The 26,045-nt window shown below is 70.1% G+C and carries 27 protein-coding genes; 18 read left to right on the top strand and 9 right to left on the bottom strand.

Going from position 1 to position 26,045, the window contains the following annotated elements:
- Positions 1 to 8: 8 nt before the first annotated feature.
- The 5 genes from P6281_RS15255 to P6281_RS15235 form a co-directional block, all read right to left on the bottom strand.
- Positions 9 to 2,192, bottom strand: coding sequence for an adenylate/guanylate cyclase domain-containing protein (locus P6281_RS15255; protein ID WP_014385131.1), 2,184 nt, complete (start codon positions 2,190 to 2,192; stop codon positions 9 to 11).
- Positions 2,193 to 2,243: 51 nt separating this feature from the next.
- Positions 2,244 to 3,608, bottom strand: coding sequence for a hypothetical protein (locus P6281_RS15250; RefSeq protein WP_324738402.1), 1,365 nt, complete (start codon positions 3,606 to 3,608; stop codon positions 2,244 to 2,246).
- Entirely contained in the window at positions 3,605 to 3,967 is a 363-nt protein-coding gene (locus P6281_RS15245) for a hypothetical protein (RefSeq protein ID WP_014385129.1), read from the bottom strand. The genes P6281_RS15250 and P6281_RS15245 overlap by 4 nt, the downstream gene beginning before the upstream one ends.
- Positions 3,968 to 3,971: 4 nt before the next feature.
- Positions 3,972 to 5,804: a hypothetical protein gene (locus P6281_RS15240; protein WP_041785706.1), complete on the bottom strand. Its 1,833-nt coding sequence runs from the start codon at positions 5,802 to 5,804 to the stop codon at positions 3,972 to 3,974.
- Between the two features lie 113 nt (positions 5,805 to 5,917).
- Positions 5,918 to 6,118, bottom strand: a complete 201-nt coding sequence (locus tag P6281_RS15235) for a hypothetical protein (protein ID WP_009954668.1) — start codon at positions 6,116 to 6,118, stop codon at positions 5,918 to 5,920.
- Between the two features lie 134 nt (positions 6,119 to 6,252).
- Here P6281_RS15235 and bioB point away from each other — a divergent pair, with 134 nt between their 5' ends.
- Genes bioB through P6281_RS15220 form a run of 3 tightly spaced genes read left to right on the top strand, consistent with a single transcriptional unit; the run spans position 6,253 to position 8,210 of the window.
- A complete protein-coding gene (bioB, locus tag P6281_RS15230) occupies positions 6,253 to 7,290 on the top strand; it encodes a biotin synthase BioB (protein ID WP_008257795.1) in 1,038 nt (345 codons plus the stop codon).
- 30 nt (positions 7,291 to 7,320) lie between these two features.
- A complete protein-coding gene (bsaP, locus tag P6281_RS15225; RefSeq protein WP_008257787.1) occupies positions 7,321 to 7,548 on the top strand; it encodes a biotin synthase auxiliary protein BsaP in 228 nt (75 codons plus the stop codon).
- Complete coding sequence (locus tag P6281_RS15220) at positions 7,545 to 8,210, top strand: DUF2567 domain-containing protein (protein ID WP_008257786.1); 666 nt, start codon at positions 7,545 to 7,547, stop codon at positions 8,208 to 8,210. Before bsaP ends, P6281_RS15220 begins: the two co-directional genes overlap by 4 nt.
- Here the strand turns inward: P6281_RS15220 and P6281_RS15215 are convergent.
- A complete protein-coding gene (locus P6281_RS15215; protein ID WP_014380365.1) occupies positions 8,205 to 9,536 on the bottom strand; it encodes a lipase family protein in 1,332 nt (443 codons plus the stop codon). The two genes, P6281_RS15220 and P6281_RS15215, sit on opposite strands and share 6 nt — an antisense overlap.
- Positions 9,537 to 9,699: 163 nt before the next feature.
- Positions 9,700 to 10,425: an NUDIX hydrolase gene (locus P6281_RS15210; RefSeq protein ID WP_014942362.1), complete on the bottom strand. Its 726-nt coding sequence runs from the start codon at positions 10,423 to 10,425 to the stop codon at positions 9,700 to 9,702.
- A gap of 45 nt (positions 10,426 to 10,470) precedes the next feature.
- On the opposite strand from P6281_RS15210, the gene nadA reads away from it, so the two are divergent.
- The 3 genes from nadA to nadC are packed head-to-tail and all read left to right on the top strand — an operon-like array spanning position 10,471 to position 13,954.
- A complete protein-coding gene (gene nadA / locus P6281_RS15205) occupies positions 10,471 to 11,520 on the top strand; it encodes a quinolinate synthase NadA (RefSeq protein WP_008257783.1) in 1,050 nt (349 codons plus the stop codon).
- Entirely contained in the window at positions 11,517 to 13,097 is a 1,581-nt protein-coding gene (locus P6281_RS15200) for an L-aspartate oxidase (protein ID WP_014380363.1), read from the top strand. Before nadA ends, P6281_RS15200 begins: the two co-directional genes overlap by 4 nt.
- A complete protein-coding gene (gene nadC / locus P6281_RS15195) occupies positions 13,094 to 13,954 on the top strand; it encodes a carboxylating nicotinate-nucleotide diphosphorylase (RefSeq protein ID WP_014711917.1) in 861 nt (286 codons plus the stop codon). The genes P6281_RS15200 and nadC overlap by 4 nt, the downstream gene beginning before the upstream one ends.
- A 127-nt stretch (positions 13,955 to 14,081) precedes the next feature.
- Here nadC and P6281_RS15190 read toward each other — a convergent pair whose 3' ends face one another.
- Positions 14,082 to 14,495 (bottom strand): nitroreductase family deazaflavin-dependent oxidoreductase, encoded by a 414-nt coding sequence (locus P6281_RS15190; protein WP_009954931.1) that lies wholly within the window; start codon positions 14,493 to 14,495, stop codon positions 14,082 to 14,084.
- A gap of 108 nt (positions 14,496 to 14,603) precedes the next feature.
- Here P6281_RS15190 and hisD point away from each other — a divergent pair, with 108 nt between their 5' ends.
- The 9 genes from hisD to P6281_RS15145 all read left to right on the top strand — a co-directional run bounded on the left by hisD (position 14,604) and on the right by P6281_RS15145 (position 22,319).
- Positions 14,604 to 16,007 carry a histidinol dehydrogenase gene (hisD, locus tag P6281_RS15185; protein ID WP_008257770.1) on the top strand — a complete coding sequence of 468 codons (1,404 nt, stop codon included), beginning with the start codon at positions 14,604 to 14,606 and terminating at the stop codon, positions 16,005 to 16,007.
- Positions 16,004 to 17,137: a histidinol-phosphate transaminase gene (locus tag P6281_RS15180; RefSeq protein ID WP_008257769.1), complete on the top strand. Its 1,134-nt coding sequence runs from the start codon at positions 16,004 to 16,006 to the stop codon at positions 17,135 to 17,137. The genes hisD and P6281_RS15180 overlap by 4 nt, the downstream gene beginning before the upstream one ends.
- Positions 17,134 to 17,766, top strand: coding sequence for an imidazoleglycerol-phosphate dehydratase HisB (gene hisB, locus P6281_RS15175; RefSeq protein ID WP_008257768.1), 633 nt, complete (start codon positions 17,134 to 17,136; stop codon positions 17,764 to 17,766). The genes P6281_RS15180 and hisB overlap by 4 nt, the downstream gene beginning before the upstream one ends.
- Entirely contained in the window at positions 17,763 to 18,383 is a 621-nt protein-coding gene (hisH, locus tag P6281_RS15170) for an imidazole glycerol phosphate synthase subunit HisH (protein WP_008257767.1), read from the top strand. The genes hisB and hisH overlap by 4 nt, the downstream gene beginning before the upstream one ends.
- Before the next feature lie 82 nt (positions 18,384 to 18,465).
- Positions 18,466 to 19,209, top strand: a complete 744-nt coding sequence (priA, locus tag P6281_RS15165; RefSeq protein ID WP_008257766.1) for a bifunctional 1-(5-phosphoribosyl)-5-((5-phosphoribosylamino)methylideneamino)imidazole-4-carboxamide isomerase/phosphoribosylanthranilate isomerase PriA — start codon at positions 18,466 to 18,468, stop codon at positions 19,207 to 19,209.
- 7 nt (positions 19,210 to 19,216) lie between these two features.
- Complete coding sequence (locus P6281_RS15160) at positions 19,217 to 20,017, top strand: inositol monophosphatase family protein (protein ID WP_008257765.1); 801 nt, start codon at positions 19,217 to 19,219, stop codon at positions 20,015 to 20,017.
- A 1-nt stretch (position 20,018) separates the two neighbouring features.
- Entirely contained in the window at positions 20,019 to 20,807 is a 789-nt protein-coding gene (gene hisF / locus P6281_RS15155; protein WP_008257764.1) for an imidazole glycerol phosphate synthase subunit HisF, read from the top strand.
- Positions 20,804 to 21,151 carry a phosphoribosyl-AMP cyclohydrolase gene (gene hisI / locus P6281_RS15150; protein WP_008257763.1) on the top strand — a complete coding sequence of 116 codons (348 nt, stop codon included), beginning with the start codon at positions 20,804 to 20,806 and terminating at the stop codon, positions 21,149 to 21,151. The genes hisF and hisI overlap by 4 nt, the downstream gene beginning before the upstream one ends.
- A gap of 61 nt (positions 21,152 to 21,212) precedes the next feature.
- Positions 21,213 to 22,319, top strand: a complete 1,107-nt coding sequence (locus P6281_RS15145) for a calcium:proton antiporter (RefSeq protein ID WP_202349225.1) — start codon at positions 21,213 to 21,215, stop codon at positions 22,317 to 22,319.
- 9 nt (positions 22,320 to 22,328) lie between these two features.
- Here P6281_RS15145 and P6281_RS15140 read toward each other — a convergent pair whose 3' ends face one another.
- Positions 22,329 to 22,787 carry a peroxiredoxin gene (locus P6281_RS15140; RefSeq protein WP_008257761.1) on the bottom strand — a complete coding sequence of 153 codons (459 nt, stop codon included), beginning with the start codon at positions 22,785 to 22,787 and terminating at the stop codon, positions 22,329 to 22,331.
- Between the two features lie 53 nt (positions 22,788 to 22,840).
- Between P6281_RS15140 and P6281_RS15135 the strand changes: the two genes are divergently transcribed.
- The 3 genes from P6281_RS15135 (at position 22,841) to trpC (ending at position 25,984) form a co-directional block, all read left to right on the top strand.
- Positions 22,841 to 24,379, top strand: a complete 1,539-nt coding sequence (locus P6281_RS15135; protein WP_008257760.1) for an anthranilate synthase component I — start codon at positions 22,841 to 22,843, stop codon at positions 24,377 to 24,379.
- Complete coding sequence (locus tag P6281_RS15130; RefSeq protein ID WP_008257759.1) at positions 24,372 to 25,052, top strand: TIGR02234 family membrane protein; 681 nt, start codon at positions 24,372 to 24,374, stop codon at positions 25,050 to 25,052. Before P6281_RS15135 ends, P6281_RS15130 begins: the two co-directional genes overlap by 8 nt.
- A 113-nt stretch (positions 25,053 to 25,165) precedes the next feature.
- Positions 25,166 to 25,984, top strand: a complete 819-nt coding sequence (gene trpC, locus P6281_RS15125) for an indole-3-glycerol phosphate synthase TrpC (RefSeq protein ID WP_008257758.1) — start codon at positions 25,166 to 25,168, stop codon at positions 25,982 to 25,984.
- Positions 25,985 to 26,045: the final 61 nt, after the last annotated feature.

Here is a 26,045-nt window from a genome sequence, read left to right as displayed (position 1 = left end):
CCTGCCCCTTACCCTTCCGACAACTTCCAGATCTGCTGCTCGACGCCGCCGACCGTGATGGTGCCCGCGGGCGTGAACTGACGGATGTCGTGCATCACCTCGTACACCTTCGAGGTGACGTAAATCCCCGTTTGCGTTGTGCTGCTGCGTGTTTGATGCGCGAGGTTGACGGCAGCGCCCCACATGTCGTAGACGATGCTGGATCGCCCGACCAGTCCGCTGATGACGTTTCCGGTGTTGATGCCGGCCCGCAGCGCCAGGTGGTAGCCCGTCCTGGCGTTGAAGCGCGCGATGATGTCTTTCATCTCGACAGCGAATTCGACGGTGCGGTGGACGCTGTCCAGGCGGGGAAAGTTCAGGCCGCAGCTGGCGAGGTAGCCGTTGTGGAGCGTGCGAATCGGCTCGATACCAAGGGATTCGGCCGCCGAGTCGAGTTCGCGGATCAGCTCGTCGACGATGCCCACCAATTCGCGCCCGGAAAGCCTGCCCGAGATCTCGTCGAGGCCGACGAGGTCGGCGAAGATGACGGTGACGTCCTGGTGCTCCTGGGCGATCGTGTGTTCGCCCTCGCGGTATCGCCGCGCCACCGGCTCGGGCATCAACGACCCGAGCAGCCGGTCGTTTTCCTTGCGTTGTTCGCCCAGCAGCTCTTCCTTGATCTGCAGGTTTCGGCTCATCTCGTTGAAAGCGGCCGTGAGTTCCCCGATTTCATCGTGGGAGGTGACCGGGATCGCGACGTCGTAGTTTCCGGCGCCGATCTCCTGGGCGCCGGCCTGCAACCTGCGGATGGGTCGCACGAAGATCTGCGCGACCAGCAGCGCCGCCACACAGATAACGAAAACCATTGCGGTGGTGGTGATCACGAGGGTCTGGGTGAGCGACATGACGCGGGCGTTGGCCTCGGCGGTTTCCCTGGTCGCGACGATCGACCAGTGCAGGTCGGAATTGGGCACGGACAGCGGGGCGTAGGCGGCGAGTTCGCGCCGGCCCAGATAGCTGGTGTCGGTGAGGGTTCCCGACTCTCCGCGGTCGGCGGCGCGCACCGCCGCGGTGGCCACGGGCTGAACCAGCGTGGTGCCGCCCCACCTGATCGCCGTGTCGACGGCGGCCGGCCGGGTTCCGGCCGCGACCGCATCCCGTTTGTATCGCTGGGGGTCCTCGAGGAACAGCCGCGAATCCGAGCGCATCAGGTGGTCCGGACCGGCGAGATACGTTTCGGCGGTGTCGCCCATGCCCGCGGCCTTCCACTGCTTGTCGGCGGTCATGATCCGATTCACCTTGGCGATCGGCAGGGGCAGCGCCAGCACCCCGGCCGCGTTGCCGGGTGGACCGATCGGTGCCGTCAACCACGCGATGGGCTGACCGAGTTGAGCCTGATAGGGCGCGAAGTCGGTGATCCACACGAAGTCCACCGAGTTGGCGGCCATCGCCTTCTCGTAGGCGTCGCGCAGGTTGGATTGGCGATACGGGCCGGTGCGGACGTTGGTACCGAGGGACGCGGATTTCTTCACGCTGTAGACGACGTTGCCGCGGGTGTCGAGCAGCAGCGCGTCCCGGTACTCGAATCGGGTTGCGATCTCGCGAAAGTAGTCGTTGAACCGCGCATTGGCGGCCGACCATGCGCTGCCGTCGCCGGCGTCGTCGGGCGCCGAGCCCGTCTGATTGGAGGACCGATTCGCCGCCACGGTGTAGTGCGCCTGCAGGTACTTCTGTGCGTTGTTGCTCGGCAGCACGGCGTCGAGTGCCAGCTTCTTGCCGGTGTCGCGCTCGATCGGTTCGATCAGCTTTTTGGTGTAGAAGTCCACCAGCGCGCGTTGCTGCCCGGGGTCGACGGGAGCGTTGGCCAGTTGGTCGAAGCCGGCGGTGAACTCGCGCACCGCGTCCAACGCGGTGGTTCCGTGGCTGTAGACGACCAGCGAATCCGACAGATCCGAGAACAGGGTCTCGATGGCCCGTTTCTGCGCCGCGCGCATCTGGGTCATCCGCTCGGAGGCCGCGGGCAACAGCGCGTTGCGCGCCGCGACGTATTCGACTGTTCCGATCACTCCCAGCGACGCCAGGCTGGCCACCAGCAGCATCAGCATCACCTTGGACTGAATGCTGAATCGGGACAGCGCTCGTAGGCGACGCCACGTCGTCCGGGCCGGGTTCTGCTCGTCCGGGGGGACCGGCTCGGTCGAGCGCCCCGCCATCAATCGAGTTCGGTCAGGGTTCGCGTTACGGAGGAGCGCACGCCGCAACGCCTACCCACCGAAGAGCAGATACAAACCGGTGAAGGTGTAGCCGACCATCAACAGCATCATGGTCAGCTGTCCGGTGAGCTGATGCCCGGCGGGCAGCAGTCGCAGGGCTTTGTCGTGGGCGGCGATCACCGCGACGATGTGCCCGGTGACCACGCAAATCACCTTGATCGCCGCCAGCAGCGGCGGATGCATGGACAACACGTAGGCCACGTGTAAGTGCGCCAGGCCGAACAGGTTCCAGCCGCGGCCGAACGGGTCGGCCAGCGCGAACACCGCCTGCTGTCCGCGCTCCACCAGATACGACAGGTAGTGCGCGAAGATGTAGCCCACCACGATCGGGATCAGCGAATGCGCCATCTGGCCGGGCAGCGCGCGGCGCCGCTCGCGGTCCACGCCGCCGGTGGCCCGCGCGGCCAACGAAAACGTCACCGCCACAACGGAAATGAAGACGATCAGCCCGGCGGTGCGTAGCGCCGACGACGCTAAAGTGGGGGACACGCCGACGTCTCGCGTGAGCCGATCGGCGAAGCCGCGCCAGGTCGGCGACGACGAGAAGCTGTCGAAGGCGGTGGACCCGAGCAGCACCGCCAGCAGCACGACGACGCCCGGACGCACCGGCAGTGACGGCAGATGGTCGAGCGGGTTGCCGACGACGATCCGCCCGGTCTCCCGATTGCGGCGAAACGGTGAGAGCCGGGAGACGGCCATGCTGTACACGCCGAACGGGTCGGCGCGCGCCAGCCAGCGCTGCCCGCACAGCCAGGCCCCGGCGAGCATCAGCACGGCGTAGGCGGCGATCCACGTCCTGATCCAGGGCAGCGACGCCGAGTTCGGGCTGGCCAGTTCCATCCAGACGAACGCGAACAGGCCGACCGCGGCGGGACGGTAGCCCCAGCCTTCCGGGTAGGACCGCCGCGGCCGGCCGATCCGCCGCGGCGTGACGCGGCGCAGCAGCAGGTACACCGTGCGCATGGGCGAAATCACCCGCCACACCGGCCCGAAGGCCAGCGACAGGGCCACCAGCCCGACCCACAGCAGCACGTAGAACGCGCCGAGCAGCGCGTTGGTCTCCGACTGGGGGCCCCAGATCCCGGCCGACACCGCCCACAGCGCGAACACCAGCGCCAGCGCCGCGGCCGCCCAGCGGCTCGCCCGGGCGTCGACGAACGCCGTCAGCGCCGCCGGCAAGGGCCTGCCCGGCTTCAGCGGATCGAACCGCGGTTGTCGCCAGGCGAAAGCGACCAGGGCGAAGGTGAACGTCAGCGCCCATGCCGCCCCGACCATCGCGTAGGCGTACGGCACCGGAAGGTCGCCCGACCCGCCGAGCCCATGCGCGAGCACCACCGCCGCGTGGGCGGAGGTCACGGCTGCACTTGGATGGTGGCGATGGTCCGGTCGAGGTGGTGCAGTTCCACCGCGACGTTGCCGGGCACCTCGACGGCGAAGTCAAACGTCTGGTGGGGCGCCGCCGCGACCTGGAACTTGTGATCGGGCGTCGAGTGCACGTGCAGCTCGTCGGTGGCGTCGCTGGTCACGTGCAGGGTGATCTGCTGGCGCACCTTGGCCTGCAGTGTGGCGTTGGTCGGGGTCACCTGACCGTGGGCGATGGTCACGTCGATCACCAGGGGAGCCGCCGGCGACTTGTCGGTGGAACCGCCGCAGGCGACCAGCCCGCAGACCAGCGCCGTCACCCACGCCGCGAGGAGAGTGCCGCGAATCGTCATCGCCCTACGCCGCCCGGGGAGCGGGCTGCTTGTCCTCGACGGGCTCCGGCTCGGTGACGGCGTTGCCGAGCCGCCCCGCACCCCACGTTAGGCCGGCGATGACCATCAGCGTCATGAACAGCACCACGATCGAGCCGGCGGTGAACAGCCACACCGGCGCGTTCTGGTCGCGTTCGCGCTGCAGGATCGTGATCTCCTGCACGAACGGGCGGTTCATCGCCGGCAACGCCGGAACCTCGGGCGCCGGGATCGCCTCGTCGGCCGGTTCGTAGATCGGCACCGCGGTCATCGTGTAGCCGTCCTGAACCCGCAACAGCGTCTTCCACGTGCCCCACACCGGAAGCGGGCGCGTCGACCTGTAGTGCCCGGGACCCACCTGCTCGAGCTCGTCGATCTGTAGACCGCGATTGTTCTCCATCCGGCCCTGCCAGGACAGGATCGTCACCCACTCCGGATGCCGGCCGACCATGTCGGACGGTTGCAGTTGGACGTCGGCCGAGACCATGCGCTGCCCGGGCGCCGCGGGCAGATCGGTCAGCGCGATGGCGGCGTTGTTCTGGCGCGGCACGACGATGTGCAGGCCGTTGGCCACCGCGCCGCCGATCACCAGCACCGTGACCACCACCACCGAGATGCCGGCGGCGCGGCCGGGGAGCCGCTGGCCGGTGAGCACCATGCCGAACAGCGCGCCGCACATGCCCATCAGCACCGCGACCGGCACCGCCATGGCCAGCGCCTCGCCCCACATGCCGACCGGCCACGGGTAGTGGTAGACCGCCGCGATCCACAGCGACTCCAGCCACAGCCCGACGGTCCCCACACCGAGGCCCGCGACGGCGCCAAATGCGATGGGGCGCTTGATCAGCGGAGTCAGCGCGATCAACTCGACCGCGAGCGCGGGGCCGAGATACAGGGGGAACCAGTTGATCGGGGCCCCCAGGATCGGCCCGACCAGCAATGCCACACCACCGCGCAGCGCGATGGCGAAGACGGCCGCGATCAGGGCCGCGCCCCGTCCCATGGTGATGCGGGCGGCCACCGCCGCCAGCGCCGCCGCGGCGGCGATCATCATGGGCTGCAGGACGAGGCGGAATTGCTCGACGCCGAAGTCGTATTCGATCTGATAGACCGACAAGCCGATGAACATGCCGCCGAACGACAGGTAGCGCAGGAACGTGATGAACGCGCCGTGCAGGACGTCGGCGCCCAGTTGGGCCTCACCCTCGCGCTCGAGCATCAGCACCGCGAACAGCGAGAAGCAGGCGCCGCCGATCATCATCAAATGCGTTGGGCCCCAAAGTGTTACGTCCTGGCCGAAGATGCGGTGCCAGATGTCGTCGAGGGGGAACCCGATCAGTGCGTACAGGCCGCAGCCGGCCATCAGCACACCGCCGACGGGGGCCTGCCAGTTCCGGGTGATGCGCACCGCCGCCGGGCCGGGCTGCTCGAAGGGCAGCACGACCGCCGTCATCCCGCCGAGGAAGATGCCGAACAGCCCGATGATGATGAAGTAGTGCGCCGGGTTGGCCAGCGGGCCGGGGTCGCGGCCGTTGCCGATATGCCAGCTGACGTCCCAGATGAAGCCGAACAGCGCGCAGATGATCGATGTGGTGAACACCAGCACCGGCAGGGCGACCCAGCTCGGTCGGTGGAATTTTTCGCCCACCTTGTCCGCGAGGCGGGCCAACCAGGTGATGCGGTGCGTGCGGTGGGCGTGGCCCACCCACAGCATCAGCAACGTGATCACCACCGCGGCGATCGAGAGCCCGATCACCTGGTCCAACCCCGCACCGCGCGCCGGTGCCTCAGCAACAATCGTCAGTTCATTCGGCCGCATCGTCGTGCCTCCCACTCGCGCCGGGCTGCCCCGGAAGATCCGATTGAAGTCAACCGCTTATTACTGTCAAGTAGGTTCGTGATTGTTTGTTTAATGCCCAGATCCGGCGCCCGTCAATCACGCTCTTGATCGGGCGTGTCGGGTTTCGACGCGTCGGAGGTGGCCTTGGTGGCGCCCGTGACGTTGCGGCCTTCGCGGCGGTCGCGCAGCGCGATGTACAGGATGACGGCGACGACGATCACCGCAGGCAGGAATGCCGGCGCCGCCAACAGCAGGTAGTGGTGCGCCAGGTATTCGACGTGCGGGGTCACCATGGTCGTATACCCAGGGATAGGCGGAGTTCTTCGGCCGTTACCCTACTTTGAACACCTTTTCATTCCGGCTGCCACCACCACGGGGCAGATGTGTCCCCACGCGCGGACACGAGAAAGAGGCAAGGGAGTACCTGGTGACCCAAGCGGCAACCCGACCGACGGCCGAAACCGGCAACGGCGAGGACATCCTGGCGGTGGCCCGGCAGCAGGTGCTGGAGGACGGCCAGGGCCTGAGCCGCGACCAGGTCCTGCAGGTGTTGCGGCTGCCCGACGACCGGCTCGACGAACTGCTGGCGCTGGCCCACGAGGTGCGGATGCGCTGGTGTGGCCCCGAGGTCGAGGTCGAGGGCATCATCAGCCTCAAGACCGGCGGCTGCCCCGAAGACTGTCACTTCTGCGCGCAGTCCGGCCTGTTCGAATCGCCGGTGCGCAGCGCCCGGCTCGACATCCCCAGCCTGGTCGAGGCGGCCAAGCAGACCGCGAAGTCCGGCGCCACCGAGTTCTGCATCGTGGCCGCGGTTCGCGGTCCCGACGAGCGGTTGATGGCCCAGGTCGCGGCGGGCATCGAGGCGATCCGCAACGAGGTCGAGATCAACATCGCCTGCTCGCTGGGCATGCTGACCGCCGAGCAGGTGGAGCAGCTGGCGGCCATGGGTGTGCACCGCTACAACCACAACCTCGAGACCGCGCGCTCGTACTTCACCAACGTCGTGACCACCCACCTCTGGGAGGAGCGCTGGGAGACGCTGTCGATGGTGCGCGACGCCGGCATGGAGGTGTGCTGCGGCGGGATCCTGGGCATGGGCGAATCCCTTGAGCAGCGCGCCGAATTCGCCGCCGAACTCGCCGAACTCGGCCCCGACGAGGTCCCGCTGAACTTCTTCAACCCCCGGCCGGGCACGCCGTTCGGCGACCTGGAGGTGCTGCCGGCCAGCGAGGCGTTGAAGTCCGTCGGCGCGTTCCGGCTGGCGCTGCCGCGCGTCATGCTGCGCTTCGCCGGCGGCCGCGAGATCACCCTGGGCGACCTCGGCGCCAAGAAGGGCATGCTGGGCGGCATCAACGCCGTGATCGTCGGCAACTACCTGACCACGCTGGGCCGCCCGGCCGAATCCGACCTGGAATTGCTCGGCGACCTGCAGATGCCCCTCAAGGGGCTCAACGCCAGTTTGTAAGCGACTCGCCGCGGCTAGGGTTGGACACTTGTGGTTGGCGATCTGGGTGCTGCGGTCAGCGCCGGCGTCTACAACGTCTACACCGGCGAGTTAGGGGGCACCGCCGTGCCGACAGCGGCTCAGCTGGGCCTCGAGCCGCCCCGGTTCTGCGCGGCGTGCGGGCGCCGGATGGTGGTGCAGGTCCGCCCCGACGGGTGGCGGGCGCGCTGCTCGCGCCACGGTGAGGTCGACTCCGCCGACCTGGAGGCGCAACGGTGAGCGAGCAGGCCACCCCGGACGTCCCGGCCCCGCCCGTCGCCGTAACCCGCCGGGCGCGGGTGCGCGCGCTCGTGCTCGTCGCGGCTGGCTCGGCGGTGACCGGTCTGCTGATCGGCGCGCTGTGGGCGTGGATCGCGCCGCCGATCCGCGCCGTGGTGGCGCTCACCCGCTCCGGCGAGCGGGTGCATGACTATCTGGGCAACGAGTCCGAGCATTTCTTCGTCGCCCCCGCCCTGATGCTGGGCCTGTTGACCGTGCTGGCGGTGGTCGCGTCCGTGTGGGCGTGGCAATGGCAACAGCACCGCGGCCCGGGAATGGTCGTCGCCCTGTCGGTCGGCATGCTGACCGCCGCCGCCGCGGCCGCCGCGGTCGGGGCGGGGCTGGTGCGGGTCGCCTACGGCGCCTTGGACTTCGACGCGGTGCCGCTGAGCAAGAGCCCGTCCGTCGCCTACGTCACCCAGGCGCCGCCGGTGTTCTTCTCCGACCGTCCCCTGCAGATCGCGGTCAGCCTGATGTGGCCGGTGGGCGTCGCCGCGCTGGTGTACGCCGTGCGGGTGGCTGCGGACGCCCGTGACGACCTGGGGGCGCTGCCCCCGGAGCGCCGGGCCTCCGCCGCGCTGCCCGTGGGACGGGGCGGCGCGGCGGAAGCGGCCGTGTCATAGCGGACGGCGGCGAATCCTGCGGCCCGTGACCACCTTGGCCGCGATTTTGAACAGCCGGGCCATGCCGATGTAGGTCATCGGGTTGAACATCGTCGGCCAGGTGGTTCGCACCAGGTGCTCGGTCAGCGGGCGACCCTCGAAGCGGTCCGTCAGCCAGCGCAAGGTCATCGGCGCCGACAGCGGGTGCAGCATCATGTGTTCGTTGAACGCGTCGCGGTGGTAGGTGACCCGCGCACCGCCCGCCGAATAGGCGTCGGCCAGCACGTCGATGTCGTGGACGTCGATCAGGTAGTCGTGCACGGCCTGCACGATCAGCACCGGTGGCGTCGGGACCGCGGCGCCCAGCTTGATGTGGTCGAAGACGTACGAGACTTCCGGGGTGGACAGGATCTTCTCGAGCGGCTCGTCGAGATAGTCGCCCATGTTCTTGCCGGCCATGCGGACGACGGCCCCGACGGTCGTCATCTTCTCCAGCGAGTCGAGCAGGGCGCGCCCCTCCTCGTTGGCGTGCTCCTTGATCACCCGGTCCAGATCGGGATAGATGTGCGCGAGCGCGGCCACCACCAGCGCGGGCAAGCCCGACAGGAAGCTGCCGTTGAGCCGCCGGAAGGTGTTGCCCAGGTCCCCGACGGGCGAGCCGAGCACCGCGCCCACGATGTCGAGTTCCGGCGCGTATTCGGCGCACACCTCGGCGGCCCATGCGCTGGCCAGGCCGCCCCCGGAGTACCCCCACAGCCCGATCGGGGCCGACTTGGACAGCCCGAGCCGCTCGGAGCCCAGCGCGGCCCGGATGCCGTCCAGGACCCGGTAGCCGGGCTCATACGGCGCCCCCCACAAGCCGCGCAGGCCTTCGTGGTCGGGCACGGAGACGGCCCAGCCCTCGGCGACGGCGGCGGCGATCAGGAAGAGCTCGAACTGGCCGATCGCCCCGAACGCCTTCGCCCGGCGGCGCAGCGCATAGGACGGGAAGCAGCGCGACGACACGGCGTCGATCGCGCACTGGTACGACAGCACCGGGCAGGGGGCGAGGTCGGTCGGGACGATCACCGTCGTCGCGGTCGCCTCCGGCTGACCGTGCATGTCCATGGTCCGGTAGAGCAGCTGGACGGCCTTGATGGGCTGCGGGATCAGGCCGAGGAAGGCCAACTCGACGTCGCGCGAGCGCAGCACCGTCCCGGGCTCGGCGTGCTGGAATCCCAGCGGCGGCTGGTAGAACGGGTCGTCCGAGGGCAGCAGCGGACGCACCTTGGGCTGCAGTTCCTCGTGGGGCGGCCGGGCGATCCATTCCGCGCCATGCGTGCCTGCCAGGTTGCCGAGCTCAGCCATTGAGGCTCCCTTCGTGGCCACCCGGCATTCTCGCGTACGAACGGCAGGTAACCAAAACGTCATCGCCGCGCTGTGAGCGACTTCTCGTCACCTGCGGGCGGGCCAGACACGTCACGGGTGCCGACCGGATGGCGCGTCGCTACAACGACGCGTTCGGGTAAGCCTAGCCGGGGACCCCGGGCGGCCTCAGCGCGGCGAATTCGTCGGTGACCCGCAACGCGGCGTCGGTGAACCGGTACAGCGCGGCCGGGCGCCCGCCGCTGCGGCCGGATTGCGCGATGGTGCCGGTCGCGGTGATGACGCCGCGCCGCGCCAGCACCCGCTGCAGGTTCGTCGCGTCGACCTGATACCCCAGCGCCGCTCCGTAGATGTCGCGCAGCGTGGAGAGCGCGAATTCCCTTGGCGCCAAAGCGAACCCGATGTTGGTGTAGGACAGTTTGGCGTTCAGCCGGGTGCGGGCGTGATCCACCATCGGGGCGTGGTCGAAGGCCATCGGTGGCAGGCGGTTCACCGGGTGCCAGCGGGTGTCCGGCGGGAGCTCGGGGCTGGCGGGGGAGGGCACCAGGCCCAGGAAGGTGGACGCGATCACCCGGGCGCCCGGCACCCGGTGCGGGTCGGAGAACACCGCGAGCTGTTCCAGATGCGCCAGTTCCTTGAGGTCGACCTTCTCGGCGAGCTGGCGGCGCACCGAGGTGATCATGTCCTCGTCGTTGCGGACCTGCCCGCCCGGCAGCGACCACGCGCCGCGTTGCGGGTCCTTGGCGCGCTGCCATAACAGCACGTTCAGCTGCGGTTTCGCCGTCGGTCGCCCCTTGGCAACCCCGTCGGTGACTTCGCGAACCTGGAACACGACCGCGAGCACTTCGTGGGCGGTGCTACGATGGGCCATGTTTTCGATTATAAGTCGAAAACCTCCTGGCTGAAAGGAGCCCCCATGACGGTGATCAATCGCATGGACACGCTCGCCGAAGACATGGTTGCCGACATCACGAATTCGCCCACCGGCTACGCCGGCGTGGTCGCCGATGCGCAGTGGGCCGCCGAGATTCGCCGACTGGCTAAGTTGCGCGGCGCCACCGTGCTCGCGCACAACTACCAGCTGCCCGAGATCCAGGACGTCGCCGACCACGTGGGCGACTCGCTGGCTCTGTCGCGGATCGCCGCCGAGGCGGCCGAGGACACCATCGTGTTCTGCGGCGTGCACTTCATGGCCGAGACGGCCAAGATGCTCAGCCCCGACAAGACGGTGCTCATCCCTGATCAGCGCGCCGGCTGCTCGCTGGCCGATTCGATCACCGCCGACGAGTTACGCGCGTGGAAGGACGAGCACCCCGGCGCGGTCGTCGTCTCCTACGTCAACACGACGGCGGCGGTCAAGGCGCTCACCGACATCTGCTGCACATCGTCCAACGCGGTCGACGTGGTCGAGTCCATCGACCCCGACCGCGAGGTGCTGTTCTGCCCGGATCAGTTCCTCGGCGCCCACGTGCGCCGGGTCACCGGCCGCAAGAATTTGCACGTGTGGGCCGGCGAATGCCACGTGCACGCGGGGATCAACGGCGACGAACTGGGCGACCAGGCCCGCGCGAATCCCGACGCCGAGCTGTTCGTGCATCCCGAATGTGGTTGTGCCACATCGGCCCTCTACCTCGCCGGCGAAGGCGCGTTCCCCCCGGACCGGGTGAAGATCTTGTCCACCGGCGGCATGCTCGACGCCGCGACCCAGACCAACGCGCGAAAAGTGTTGGTGGCCACCGAGGTCGGCATGCTCTATCAGCTGCGGCGGGCCGCGCCGCAGGTCGACTTCCGCGCCGTCAACGACCGCGCCTCCTGCAAGTTCATGAAGATGATCACCCCGGCGGCCCTGCTGCGCTGCCTCGTCGAGGGGGCCGACGAAGTCGACGTCGACCCCGACATCGCGGCCGCCGGCCGCCGCAGCGTGCAGCGCATGATCGAGATCGGGCAGCCGGGCGGTGGCGAATGACCGCCCGTCCCCAGTGGACTGACAGCGCCGACGTCGTCGTGATCGGCACCGGTGTCGCGGGATTGGCCGCCGCGCTGGCCGCCCACCGCGCCGGGCGCCGCGTCGTCGTGCTGAGCAAGGCCGATCAGGCGCGCGGCGCGACGGCGACCCACTACGCGCAGGGCGGCATCGCGGTCGTCCTGCCCGACAACGACGACTCGGTCGAGGCGCACGTCGCCGACACCGTGGTCGCCGGGGCGGGCCTGTGCGATCCGCAGGCGGTCTACTCGATCGTCGCCGACGGGTACGCGGCCGTGACCGAATTGGTCGGCGACGGAGCACGATTCGACGAATCCGCGCCCGGCCAGTGGGCGCTGACGCGCGAAGGCGGGCACTCGCGGCGGCGCATCGTGCATGCCGGGGGTGACGCCACCGGCGCCGAGGTGCAGCGCGCACTCGACCACGCCGCGCGCACGCTGGACATCCGCACCGGGCACGTGGCCCTGCGCGTGCTGCACGACGGCGCGGCCGTGACCGGCGTCCTGGTGGGCAACCCGCAGGGATACGGAATCATCGGCGCGCCCTCGGTGATCATTGCCAGCGGCGGGCTCGGGCATCTGTACGGCGCGACCACCAACCCGGAGGGATCCACCGGCGACGGAATCGCGTTGGGCCTGTGGGCCGGCGTCGCGGTCAGCGATCTCGAGTTCATCCAGTTCCACCCCACGATGCTCTTCGCGCCCGGGGCCGCCGGCGGGCGGCGCCCGCTGGTCACCGAGGCCATCCGCGGCGAGGGCGCCAGACTGATTGACCGGCAAGGGGATTCGGTAACCGCCGGTGTTCATCCGATGGGCGACCTGGCCCCCCGCGATGTCGTCGCCGCGGCCATCGACGCGCGGATGAAGGCCACCGGTGACCCGTGCGTCTTCCTCGACGCCCGCCACATCGGGGACTTCGCAAACCGGTTCCCGACGGTGACGGCCGCCTGCCGGGCCGCCGGCGTCGACCCCGTCCGTCAACCCATTCCCGTTGTGCCCGGGGCGCATTACAGCTGCGGGGGCATCGTCACCGACGTGTGCGGCCAAACCGAGCTGCCCGGGTTGTTCGCCGCCGGTGAGGTCGCCCGTACCGGCCTGCACGGCGCCAACCGGTTGGCGTCCAACAGCCTGTTGGAAGGTTTGGTGGTGGGCGGCCGCGCCGGCAGGGCGGCGGCCGCGCACGCCGCGGCGGCCGGGCCCGCCCGGGCGGTCGCACCCGAGCCCGTCGCGCACACCGCGCCCGAGCGCGCCGAGCTGCAGCGCGCGATGAGCCGCGACGCGTCGGTGGTGCGCGACGCCGCCGGGCTGACCCGGTTGTCCACCACGCTGTCGCGGGCCAAGGTGCGCGCCGTCGCGGGTCGTCGCGACTTCGAGGACGTCGCGCTGGCCGTCACCGCCCGCGCGGTGACGGCCGCGGCCCTGGCCCGCACCGAAACCCGGGGCTGCCACCACCGCGAGGAACACCCGCAGACCGTGGCCGAGCAGGCGCGCAGCAACGTGCTGCGACTGGCCGACGACCAGAACTCGGTGCTGGTGGAGGCCTTGGCGGCGGTCGTATGACCTCGATGTCCGACTGCGAACTCACCGCCGCGCGCGAAACCATCCGGCGCGGCCTGGTCGAGGACCTGCGCTACGGGCCCGACGTCACCACGCTGGCGACGGTGCCCGCCGACGCGGTGGCCACCGCGTCCATGGTGCCCCGGCAGCCCGGCGTGATCGCCGGCATCGACATCGCGCTGCTGGTGCTCGACGAGGTGCTCGGCGCGCGCGGCTACGAGGTCATCGACCGCGTCGAGGACGGCGCCCAGCTGCAGGCGGGCCAGCCCGTGCTGACGGTGCGGGCCGAAACCCGCGGCCTGCTGACCGCCGAGCGGACCATGCTGAACCTCATCTGCCACCTGTCGGGGATCGCCACCACCACCGCGCACTGGGTGGCCGCCGTGGACGGCACCAAGGCCAAGGTCCGCGACACCCGCAAAACCCTGCCGGGCCTGCGGGTGTTGCAGAAATATGCGGTGCGCGTCGGCGGGGGCGTCAACCACCGCCTCGGGCTCGGCGATGCCGCGCTGATCAAAGACAACCACGTGGTGGCGGCGGGTTCGGTGGTCGAGGCGCTGCGCGCGGTCCGCGACGCGGCGCCGGACCTGCCGTGTGAGGTGGAAGTGGATTCACTCGAGCAGCTCGACGAGGTGCTGCCCGAAAAGCCCGAGCTGATCTTGCTGGACAACTTCCCGGTGTGGCAGACGCAGATGGCGGTGCAACGCCGGGATGCGCGCGCGCCGGCCGTCCTGCTCGAGTCCTCCGGCGGCCTCAGCCTGGAAAACGCCGCCGCCTACGCCGCGACCGGCGTGGACTATCTGGCCGTCGGCGCGCTGACGCATTCGGTGCGGGTGCTCGACATCGGCTTGGATATGTAGCGCGGCTGCATCGGGTGTGAAACCTGGGCGTTGAGTGTGAATCGTCGGCGCGATTCTTCGGCGTGTCGGCGCCGTGGCCGCACACTGAAAGCCACTGGCGCACACTCAAAGTCGGCGCGCCCCGGTCTCAGGCGATGTCGGCGACGAAAACCCCGATCCGGCGCAGCTGCATGCGCGCCAACGCCGGCAGCCCGTCGCCGTCGGAGCCGGCGGGCAGGATCCGCGGGTTGATGAGGTGCAGCACGCGGTTGCGGCTCAACTCCACGTCCGCCTCGCCCGCGGCCAGCACGTTCTTCACCCAGTTCGTCTTGCCGTGGCCCAGCGCGATCGCCAGGGTGTTGCCCTTGCGGTACGTGGTCACGATGGTCTCGTAGGGCTTGCCGGAGGTACGGCCACGGTGCTTGATCGTCGCGGTGCCGGGCAGGTAGCGCACGATCGGCTTGACCGCCGGGTTGAAGTACTTGATCTGGAAGCGCTCGAACCAGGGCGGGAAGACCATCGGGACGCCGGGGGCGTTGTTGGGGTGATCCTTGGCGGACATGGCGGCTCCCTGGGTCGGCTCTATCGTCTCAGCGTCATTTCAGCGCGGGGCATGGCCTCTTCACCGGCACACTACCGGTCGGATATCGATTTGAGTTCCTCTGGGACAATGGACACCGTGAGCACCATCCGACCGTCGCCGATGGCCCGTATCGACCTGCGGGGCGCGGAATTGACGGCTGCCCGTTTGCGGGCGGCGCTGCCGCGTGGCGGTGCCGACGTGGAGGCGGTGCTGCCCAAGGTGCGCCCGATCGTGCAGGCCGTCGCGGAGCGCGGCGCCGAGGCCGCCCTCGAATTCGGGGAGTCCTTCGACGGGGTGCGGCCCCCGGCCGTCCGGGTGCCCGCGGAGGCGCTCGAGAAAGCCCTGGCCGAACTGGACGCGGCGGTCGCCGAGGCCCTGCGCGTGATGATCGAGCGCACCCGCGCGGTGCACGCCGACCAGCGCCGCACCGACGTGACGACGACGCTCGGCCCGGGCGCGACGGTCACCGAGCGGTGGGTACCGGTCGAGCGGGTGGGCCTCTACGTGCCCGGCGGCAACGCCGTCTACCCGTCCAGCGTCGTGATGAACGTGGTGCCGGCGCAGGCCGCCGGCGTCGCCTCGCTGGTGGTGGCCAGCCCGCCGCAGGCCCAGTTCGGCGGCCTGCCGCACCCGACCATCCTGGCAGCGGCCCGGCTGCTGGGCGTCGACGAGGTGTGGGCCGTCGGCGGCGCGCAGGCCGTCGCGCTGCTGGCCTACGGCGGCACCGATACCGGGGCCGAATGGCCCGGCTTCTCCTCGGATCGCGCACGATCCGCATCGTCGCCGGGGGCAGACGCCGAGTTGGCGCCCGTCGACATGATCACCGGGCCGGGCAACATCTACGTCACCGCCGCCAAGCGGCTGTGCCGTTCGCGGGTCGGCATCGACGCCGAGGCCGGGCCGACGGAGATCGCGATCCTGGCCGATAACACCGCCGACCCCGCGCACGTGGCCGCCGACATGATCAGCCAGGCCGAACACGACGAAATGGCCGGGAGCGTGCTGGTGACCCCCAGCGAGGACCTGGCCGCGGCCACCGACAAGGAACTGGCCGCCCAGTTGCGGACGACCGTGCACCGCGAGCGGGTGACCGCCGCCCTGGGCGGGCGCCAGTCGGCGATCATCCTCGTCGACGACGTGGACGCCGGCGTCAAGGTCGTCAACGCCTACGCCGCCGAACACCTGGAGATCCAGACCGCCGACGCGGCGAGCGTGGCCGGGCGAATACGCGCGGCGGGAGCCATTTTCGTCGGCCCGTATGCGCCGGTGAGCCTCGGGGACTACTGCGCCGGATCCAATCACGTCCTGCCGACCGCCGGCTGCGCGCGGCATTCCAGCGGCCTGTCCGTGCAGACCTTCCTGCGCGGCATCCACGTCGTCGACTACACCGAGGCGGCGCTCAAAGACGTGTCCGGGCACGTGATCACGCTCGCCGAGGCCGAGGACCTGCCGGCGCACGGCGAGGCGGTACGGCGGAGGTTCGAGCGATGACCGGGCCGCGGCAACCGACACTGGACGACCTGCCGCTGCGCGACGACCTGCGTGGCAAGTCGCCCTATGGCGCACCGCAATTGGCGGTCCCGGTGCGGCTGAACACCAACGAGAACCCGCACCCGCCCAGCAAGGCGCTGGTGGACGACGTGGTGCGCTCGGTCGCCGACGCCGCCGCCGACCTGCACCGCTACCCCGACCGCGACGCGGTCGCCCTGCGGACCGATCTGGCCGAATACCTCAGCGCCCAGACCGGCGTTGCACTCGGGGTCGAAAACCTCTGGGCGGCAAACGGTTCCAACGAGATCCTGCAGCAACTGCTGCAGGCGTTCGGCGGCCCGGGGCGCACGGCGATCGGGTTCGTTCCCTCCTACTCGATGCACCCGATCATCTCCGACGGCACCCGCACCGAATGGTTGCAGGCCGCCCGGGCCGACGACTTCAGCCTGGACGTCGAGGCCGCCGTCGCCGCCATCACCGACCGCCAACCCGACGTGGTGTTCGTCGCCAGCCCGAACAACCCGTCCGGGCAGAGTGTTTCGCTGCCGGATCTGCGGCGGCTGCTCGACGTGGTGCCCGGCATCCTGATCGTCGACGAGGCCTACGGCGAATTCTCGTCGGAGCCCAGCGCGGTGGCGCTGGTGGGGGAGTATCCGACCAAGCTCATCGTCTCGCGCACCATGAGCAAGGCGTTCGCCTTCGCCGGGGGACGGCTCGGCTATCTGATCGCCACGCCGGCGGTGATCGACGCGATGCTGCTGGTGCGGCTGCCGTATCACCTGTCGTCGGTCACCCAAGCCGCCGCGCGCGCCGCGCTGCGGCACGCCGACGACACGCTGGGCAGCGTCGCGGCGCTCATCGCCGAGCGCGAACGCGTGGGGGCGGCGTTGACCCGCCTGGGTTTTCGGGTGATCCCCAGCGACGCCAACTTCGTGCTGTTCGGGGAGTTCGCCGACGCGCCGGCCACCTGGCAGCGCTATCTGGATGCCGGCGTCCTGATCCGCGATGTCGGAATCCCCGGCTATCTACGGGTCACCACCGGCCTGGTCGAGGAGAACGACGCCTTCCTGCGGGCCAGCGCCCAGATCGCCGCCACCGAGCCGGCCCCCGTCAACGTAGGAGCGCCATGACCGCCGTCAACACCGACAAAGCCGCCCGCCGTGCGCGCGTCGAGCGCCGCACCAAGGAATCCGACATCGTCATCGACCTCGACCTCGACGGCACCGGCCAGGTCGACGTCGACACCGGGGTGCCGTTCTACGACCACATGCTTACCGCGCTGGGCAGTCACGCCAGCTTCGACCTGACGGTGCGCACCAAGGGTGACGTCGAGATCGAGGGCCATCACACCATCGAGGACACCGCCATCGCGCTGGGGCAGGCGCTCGGCCAGGCCCTGGGCGACAAGCGGGGCATCCGCCGGTTCGGGGACGCCTTCATCCCGATGGACGAGACGCTGGCCCACGCGGCGGTCGACGTGTCCGGCCGGCCCTACTGTGTGCACAGCGGGGAGCCGGATCACCTGCAGCACACCACGATCGCCGGCAATTCGGTGCCCTATCACACCGTCATCAACCGGCACGTGTTCGAGTCGCTCGCCATGAACGCGCGCATCGCGCTGCACGTCCGCGTTCTGTATGGGCGCGACCCGCACCACATCACCGAGGCCGAGTACAAGGCCGTGGCCCGCGCGCTGCGCCAGGCGGTGGAGCCCGACCCCCGGGTGTCGGGCGTGCCGTCCACCAAAGGTGTTCTGTGACAAAGAAATCGGTTGTTGTCCTCGATTACGGCTCGGGCAACCTGCGGTCGGCTCAGCGCGCCCTCGAGCGGGTCGGTGCGTCGGTCGAGGTGACCGCCGACGCCGGAGCCGCGGCCGCGGCCGACGGCCTGGTGGTGCCCGGCGTCGGCGCGTACGAGGCCTGCATGACGGGGCTGCGCACGATCAACGGGGACCGCATCATCGCCGATCGGGTCGCGGCCGGGCGTCCGGTGCTGGGCGTGTGCGTCGGGATGCAGATCCTGTTCGCCCGCGGCGTCGAGTTCAGCGTGGAGACCGAAGGGTGCGGGCAGTGGCCGGGATACGTGACGCGGCTGCAGGCGCCGGTGATCCCGCACATGGGTTGGAACGTCGTCGATTCCGGGCCCGGCAGCGTCCTGTTCAAGGGGCTCGACGCGGACACCCGGTTCTACTTCGTGCACTCCTACGCCGCCCAGCAGTGGGAGGGATCGCCCGATGCGGTGCTGACCTGGGCCACCCACGAGGGGCCTTTCCTGGCCGCGGTCGAGGAAGGGCCGTTGTCGGCCACCCAGTTTCACCCGGAGAAAAGCGGAGATGCCGGCGCGGCCGTCTTGAGCAATTGGGTCCAGGCACTGTGATGGCTTCCGCGAAACTGTATTCCACGACACAAACGCCGAGGGGACCCGCAGCCAGTTGCAGTCTCGGCGTGAAGGAGAAAGCGTGTTGATCTTGTTGCCCGCGGTCGACGTGGTCGACGGCCGCGCCGTGCGTCTGGTGCAGGGCAAGGCGGGCAGTGAAACCGAATACGGCTCGGCGCTCGACGCCGCTCTGACTTGGCAACGCGACGGCGCCGAATGGATCCATCTGGTCGATCTGGACGCGGCGTTCGGGCGCGGCTCCAACCGTGAACTGCTCGCCGAGGTGGTCGGCAAGCTCGACGTGCAGGTGGAGCTCTCCGGGGGGATCCGCGACGACGACTCGCTGGCGGCGGCGTTGGCCACCGGCTGCGCCCGGGTCAACCTGGGCACGGCGGCGCTGGAGAACCCGCAGTGGTGCGCGCGGGCGATCGGCGAGCACGGGGACAAGGTCGCCGTGGGGCTCGACGTCCAGATCGACAAAACCCATCCGGGCGGCACCCACCGGCTGCGGGGACGCGGCTGGGAGACCGATGGCGGTGACCTGTGGGAGGTGCTGGAACGCCTTGACCGCGAAGGGTGTTCGCGGTTCGTGGTCACCGACGTCACCAAGGACGGCACGCTGGGCGGCCCCAACCTGGAGCTGCTGGCGGCCGTCGCCGACCGCACCGACGTCCCGGTGATCGCGTCGGGCGGGGTGTCCAGCCTGGACGACCTGCGCGCCATCGCCACCCTGACCGGCCGCGGCGTCGAGGGCGCCATCGTCGGCAAGGCCCTCTACGCCGGGCGATTCACGCTGCCGCAGGCGCTGGCCGCGGTCGGAGAGTAACAGCGGCATGGACTTGGACGCGTTGGTCGAGACGGCATCGGCAATCCTCGACGACGCCACCGAACCCTTCCTCGCCGGTCACCGAGCCGACTCCGCGGTGCGCAAGAAGGGCAACGACTTCGCCACCGACGTGGACCTCGCGATCGAGCGTCAGGTGGTCGCCGCGCTGACCGAAGCGACCGGAATCGGCGTCCACGGCGAGGAATTCGGCGGCTCGGCCGTCGATTCACCCTGGGTATGGGTGCTCGACCCCGTCGACGGCACCTTCAACTATGCGGCCGGGTCACCGATGGCCGGGATCCTGCTCGGGCTGCTGCACCACGGCGACCCGGTGGCCGGGCTGACCTGGTTGCCGTTCATGGACCAGCGCTACACCGCGGTGTCGGGTGGACCGTTGCGCAAGAACGGGATCCCGCAGCCGCCACTGGCGGCCATCGACCTGTCCGACGCCCTCGTCGGCGCGGGATCGTTCAGCGCGGACGCCCGGGGCCGGTTCCCGGGCCGCTACCGGATCGCGGTGCTGGAGAATCTCAGCCGGGTCTCGTCGCGGTTGCGCATGCACGGTTCCACCGGCCTCGACCTCGCCTACGTTGCCGACGGAATCCTGGGCGCGGCAATCAGTTTCGGCGGCCACGTGTGGGACCACGCCGCCGGGGTCGCGTTGGTGCGGGCCGCCGGCGGTGTCGTCACCGACCTGGCCGGCGAGCCCTGGAGCCCCGCGTCGGATTCCGCGCTGGCGGCGGGCCCCGCCGCGCACGCCGAGATCCTCGACCTTTTGCGCAGCACCGGCCGACCGGAGGACTACTGACATGCACGCCAACCACAGCGGCCTCGCGGTCCGGGTGATCCCGTGCCTGGACGTCGACGGCGGGCGCGTGGTCAAGGGGGTCAACTTCGAAAACCTCCGGGACGCAGGCGATCCCGTGGAACTCGCGGCCGCCTATGACGCCGAGGGCGCCGACGAGCTCACCTTTCTCGACGTGACCGCGTCGTCGTCGGGACGAACCACGATGCTGGACGTGGTACGGCGCACGGCCGAGCAGGTCTTCATCCCGCTGACCGTCGGCGGCGGGGTGCGCACCGTGGCCGACGTCGACGTGTTGTTGCGCGCCGGGGCGGACAAGGTCTCGATCAACACCGCCGCGATCGCCCGGCCCGAGCTGCTGGCCGAGATGGCGCGGCAGTTCGGATCCCAATGCATCGTGCTCTCCGTCGATGCGCGCACGGTGCCGCCGGGCTCGGTGCCCACCCCGTCGGGCTGGGAGGTCACCACCCACGGCGGGCGCCGCGGTACCGGGCTCGACGCCGTCGAATGGGCTTCCCGCGGAGCCGATTTGGGGGTGGGGGAGATCCTGCTGAACTCGATGGACGCCGACGGCACCAAGGCGGGGTTCGACCTCGAGATGCTGCAGGCGGTGCGCTCGGCGGTCACCGTGCCCGTCATCGCCAGCGGCGGAGCCGGGGCGGCCGAGCACTTCGCACCCGCGATCGCGGCCGGCGCCGATGCGGTGTTGGCGGCCAGCGTGTTCCACTTCCGGGAGCTGACCATCGGGCAGGTGAAGGCGGCCATGGCCAAAGAGGGGATCACCGTTCGATGACGCTCGACCCGCGGATCGCCGCGCGCCTGAAGCGCAACGCCGACGGCCTGATCGCCGCCGTCGTGCAGGAGCGCGGGAGCGGCGACGTGCTGATGGTCGCGTGGATGGACGACGCGGCCCTGGCCCGCACCCTGGAAACCCGTGAGGCGACGTACTATTCGCGGTCGCGGCGCGAACAGTGGGTGAAGGGCGCGACCTCCGGCCACACCCAATACGTCCACTCGGTGCGATTGGACTGCGACGGGGACACCGTGCTGCTGACCGTCGACCAGGTCGGCGGCGCCTGCCACACCGGCGATCACAGCTGCTTCGACGCCGACGCGCTGCTGCAACCGGAGCGCTAGCGCGTGGCCCGCGTCACTTTCGGCGGGCGCGGGCGCGTGACTTCGACAAGAATGGCGGGCAATGTCGAAATGGGTGTCCCGGGACGTCTTGTCCTGGAACGTGGTGGTTCCGGTGCTTGCCGTCGTCGTGCTGGCAGTGATCTGGGGCGAGAAGCTGGGACCGGTGCTGGTCGCGGTGGCCGCGCTGTTTCTCGTCGGTGCCGTGGTCGCCGCGGTGCATCACGCGGAGGTGGTCGCGCACCGGGTCGGCGAGCCGTTCGGGTCGCTGATCCTCGCGGCCGCGGTCACCATCATCGAAGTGGCCCTCATCGTCGCCCTGATGACCTCCGGCGGCAACGAGGCCGCGACGCTGGCCAGGGACACCGCGTTCGCCGCGCTGATGATCACCACCAACGGGATCGCCGGTTTGTCGCTGCTGCTCGGGTCGCGGCGCTACGGCGTGACGCTGTTCAACGCCGAGGGCGCCGGGGCCGCGCTGGCCATAGTCACCACGGTGGCCACGCTGAGCCTGGTCCTGCCGGCCTTCACCACCGGGCATCCGGGCAAGGAGTTCACCTCGAGCCAGCTCGCCTTCGCCGCGATCGCCACGCTCTTGGTGTACCTGCTGTTCGTGTTCACCCAGACCGTGCGGCACCGCGACTTCTTCCTGCCGATCGCGCAGCGGGGCCAAAAGCGCGTGTTCGAGGACGAGAGCCACGCGGATCCGCCCAGCAGGCGGCAGGCGCTGAGCAGCCTGGTGCTGCTGCTCTGCGCCCTGGTGGCGGTGGTCGGCCTGGCCGAGGAGGAGTCGCCGGCCGTGGAACACGCTGTCATGGTGGCGGGTCTGCCGCAGTCGTTCGTGGGTGTGATCATCGCGGCGCTGGTGCTGCTGCCCGAGACGCTCGCGGCCGCCCGGTCGGCGCGAAAGGGCCGCATCCAGATCAGCCTGAACCTGGCGTACGGCTCGGCGATGGCCAGCATCGGGCTCACCATCCCGACGATCGCGCTGGCGTCGATCTGGCTCAAAGGGCCGCTGGTGCTCGGCCTCGGCCCCATCCAGCTGGTGCTGCTCGCGCTGACCGTGGTGATCAGCATGCTGACCGTGGTACCCGGGCGGGCCACCCGGCTGCAGGGCGAGGTGCATCTGGTGCTGCTGGCCGCCTACGTCTTCCTGGCGATCAGCCCCTGAGGGCCGCCGCTAGGACCGGGCGCGCAGCGTCGCCAGCGCCTTGTCGGCGTGGGTGTCCATGTTGAACTCGCTGGAGATCACGTCGAGCACCGTGCGGTCGGTGTCGATGACGAACGTGGTGCGCTTGACCGGCATCAGCTTGCCCAGCAGGCCGCGCTTGACGCCGAATTGGGCGGCGACGGTGCCGTCGGTGTCCGACAGCAGCGGGTAGTCGAACTTCCGCAGGTCGGCGAACTTGGCCTGCTTGTCCACCGGGTCGGCGCTGATCCCCACCCGGTTGGCCCCGACCGCGGCGAATTCGGCGGCCAGGTCGCGGAAATGGCACGCTTCCTTGGTGCAGCCGGGCGTCATCGCCGCGGGGTAGAAGAACAGCACGACGGGCCCGCTGGACAGCAATTCGCTGAGCTTGCGCGGCGTGCCCGTCTGGTCGGGCAGTTCGAAGTCGGCGACGGTCTCACCAGGTTTCATGGCGGACACGCTACGCGCGCGAGCCGTCCGCCCGCGTCTGGGAGGATGGGTCGGTGCACGCCCACCTCGCCGCGACGACCTCACGAGAGGATTTCCGCCAGCTGGCCGCCGAGCACCGCGTGGTCCCGGTGACCCGCAAGGTGTTGGCCGACAGCGAGACGCCGCTGTCGGCCTACCGCAAACTCGCCGCCAACCGCCCGGGCACCTTTCTGCTGGAGTCGGCCGAGCACGGCCGCTCCTGGTCGCGGTGGTCGTTCATCGGCGCCGGAGCGCCCTCGGCGCTGACCGTGCGCGACGGCGAGGCGATCTGGCTCGGCGTGGTGCCGCAGGACGCGCCCACCGGAGGCGACCCGCTGCGGGCCCTGCGGGCCACCCTCGAGCTGCTGGCCACCGGGCCGCTGGCGGGTCTGCCGCCGCTGTCGGGCGGCATGGTCGGGTTCTTCGCCTACGACCTGGTGCGGCGCCTGGAGCGGCTGCCCGAGCTGGCCGTCGACGACCTGGGCCTGCCGGACATGTTGTTGCTGCTGGCCACCGATGTGGCGGCGGTGGATCACCACGAGGGCACCATCACGCTGATCGCCAACGCCGTGAACTGGAACGGGACCGACGAGCGGGTCGACGAGGCCTACGACGACGCGGTCGCCCGGCTGGACGTGATGACCGCGGCGCTGGGCCAGCCGCTGTCGTCGACCGTCGCCACGTTCGACCGGCCCGAGCCGCGCTACCGCGCGCAGCGCAGCGTCGAGGAGTACGGGAAGATCGTCGACTACCTCGTCGAGCAGATCGCCGCGGGTGAGGCCTTTCAGGTGGTGCCCTCGCAGCGGTTCGAAATGGACACCGCCGTCGACCCGATCGACGTGTACCGGATGCTGCGGGTGACCAACCCGAGCCCCTACATGTACCTGCTGCACGTGCCGAATGACGCTGGGGGAACGGACTTTTCGATCGTCGGGTCGAGCCCGGAGGCGCTGGTCACCGTCGCCGACGGCGTCGCGACCACCCATCCGATCGCCGGAACCCGCTGGCGCGGGGACACCGACGAAGAGGATCAGCTGCTGGAAAAGGAGCTGCTGGCCGACGAGAAGGAACGCGCCGAGCATTTGATGCTGGTCGATCTGGGCCGCAACGATCTCGGCCGGGTGTGCGCGCCGGGCACCGTCCGCGTCGAGGACTACAGCCACATCGAACGCTATAGCCACGTCATGCATTTGGTGTCGACGGTGACCGGGCTGCTCGGCGAGGGCCGGACCGCCCTGGACGCGGTCACGGCCTGCTTCCCGGCCGGCACGCTGTCGGGCGCGCCGAAGGTGCGGGCCATGGAGCTGATCGAGGAGGTGGAGAAGACGCGCCGCGGCCTGTACGGCGGCGTGGTCGGCTACCTGGACTTCGCCGGCAACGCCGACTTCGCGATCGCCATCCGCACCGCCCTGATGCGCGCCGGCACCGCCTACGTGCAGTCCGGGGGCGGGGTGGTCGCCGACTCCAACGGCCCCTACGAATACACCGAGGCGACCAACAAGGCGCGCGCGGTGCTCAGCGCGATCGCAGCGGCCGAGACGCTGACCGAGCCGGGGGCCGGCCGCGATGGCTGACGCCTCGGGGCGCCCCCTGAACAGTCCCTGGTTGATCCGCATCGCCCAGGCGACGCTGGTGGTGGCCGCGGGCGCGCTGTGGGCGGCCTCGCGCCTGCCCTGGGTGGTGATCCGGTCGTTCGACGGGCTGGGGCCACCCAAGGAGGTGACGTTGTCCGGCGGGGCGTGGTCGACGGCGCTGCTGCCGTTGGCGATGCTGCTGCTGGCCGCGGCCGTCGCCGCCATCGCCGTGCGGGGCTGGCCGCTGCGCGCGCTGGCGGGGTTGCTGGCGCTGGCCAGCCTGGCGGTCGGTTACCTGGGCGTCAGCCTGTGGGTGCTGCCCGACGTGGCGGTCCGCGGCGCCGAGCTGGCGCACGTCTCGGTGATGTCGCTGGTAGGGAGCGAGCGACGGTACTGGGGCGCCGGGGTCACGGTGGCCGCCGCCGCGTGCGCCCTGATCGCGGCCGTCCTGCTGATGCGGTCCGCGTCGGACTCCGGGTCGGCCCGATCCAGCGCCATCAAGTACACGACGCCGGCGACGCGCCGCTCGATTGCCCGACGCGACGACGCCTCCGGGGCGATGCTGGAGGGGCGACAGACGCCGGAAATGTCGGAGCGGATGATCTGGGACGCGCTTGACGAGGGGCGTGACCCAACCGATGCGCCGAGCGAGTCTGACACCGAGGGTCGGTGACGGGCCGCAAGCCGCGGGCCGCTACCCTTCATTGACGTCGTCGCAATCGGCCGGGGACAACCGAGTGGCCGTGGGATGACAGCGGGGCGACAGGGCGAAGGGAAACGACAGGCATGAGTCCGGCAACCGTGCTTGACTCCATCCTCGAGGGAGTCCGGGCCGACGTTGCCGCGCGCGAAGCCCTCATCAGCCTGTCCGAGATCAAGGCCGCCGCGGCGGCCGCGCCGCCGCCCCGCGACGTGATGGCCGCCCTGCGCGAGCCCGGAATCGGCGTCATCGCCGAAGTCAAGCGCGCCAGCCCGTCGGCGGGTTCCCTGGCGACCATTGCCGATCCGGCCAAACTGGCCAGGGCGTACGAGGACGGCGGCGCGCGCATCATCAGCGTCTTGACCGAGGAGCGCCGCTTTCACGGTTCGCTCGACGATCTCGACGCGGTTCGGGCGGCGGTCTCGATACCGATTTTGCGCAAAGACTTTGTGGTGCAGCCCTATCAGATCCACGAAGCGCGTGCGCACGGCGCCGACATGTTGTTGCTCATCGTCGCCGCGCTGGAGCAGTCGGCGTTGGTGTCGATGCTGGACCGCACCGAATCGCTGGGCATGACGGCACTCGTCGAGGTGCACACCGAAGAGGAGGCCGACCGCGCGCTCAAGGCCGGGGCCAACGTAATCGGCGTCAACGCCCGCGATCTGGCCACGCTGGCGGTGGACCGGGATTGCTTCGCGCGCATCGCTCCCGGGCTGCCCAGCAACGTGATCAGGATCGCCGAATCCGGTGTGCGCGGTACCGCAGACCTGCTGGCGTACGCCGGTGCGGGTGCCGACGCCGTGTTGGTGGGCGAAGGTCTGGTCAAAAGTGGTGACCCGCGCGCCGCGGTCGCCGATCTGGTCACCGCGGGCACCCATCCGTCCTGTCCGAAACCTTCTCGCTAGTCGCTGCGTCACTGAAGAGCCCCTTCGCTGTAACGTTGAACCCCATGAGCCATCCCCGCGT

Origin of the sequence: Mycobacterium sp. 5-140-3-2, from assembly GCF_035666375.1 — a bacterium.
Taxonomy (GTDB): domain Bacteria; phylum Actinomycetota; class Actinomycetes; order Mycobacteriales; family Mycobacteriaceae; genus Mycobacterium; species Mycobacterium intracellulare.
The sequence above is the reverse complement of the archived record's forward strand: the minus strand, read 5'-3'. Positions and strand labels throughout refer to the sequence as shown.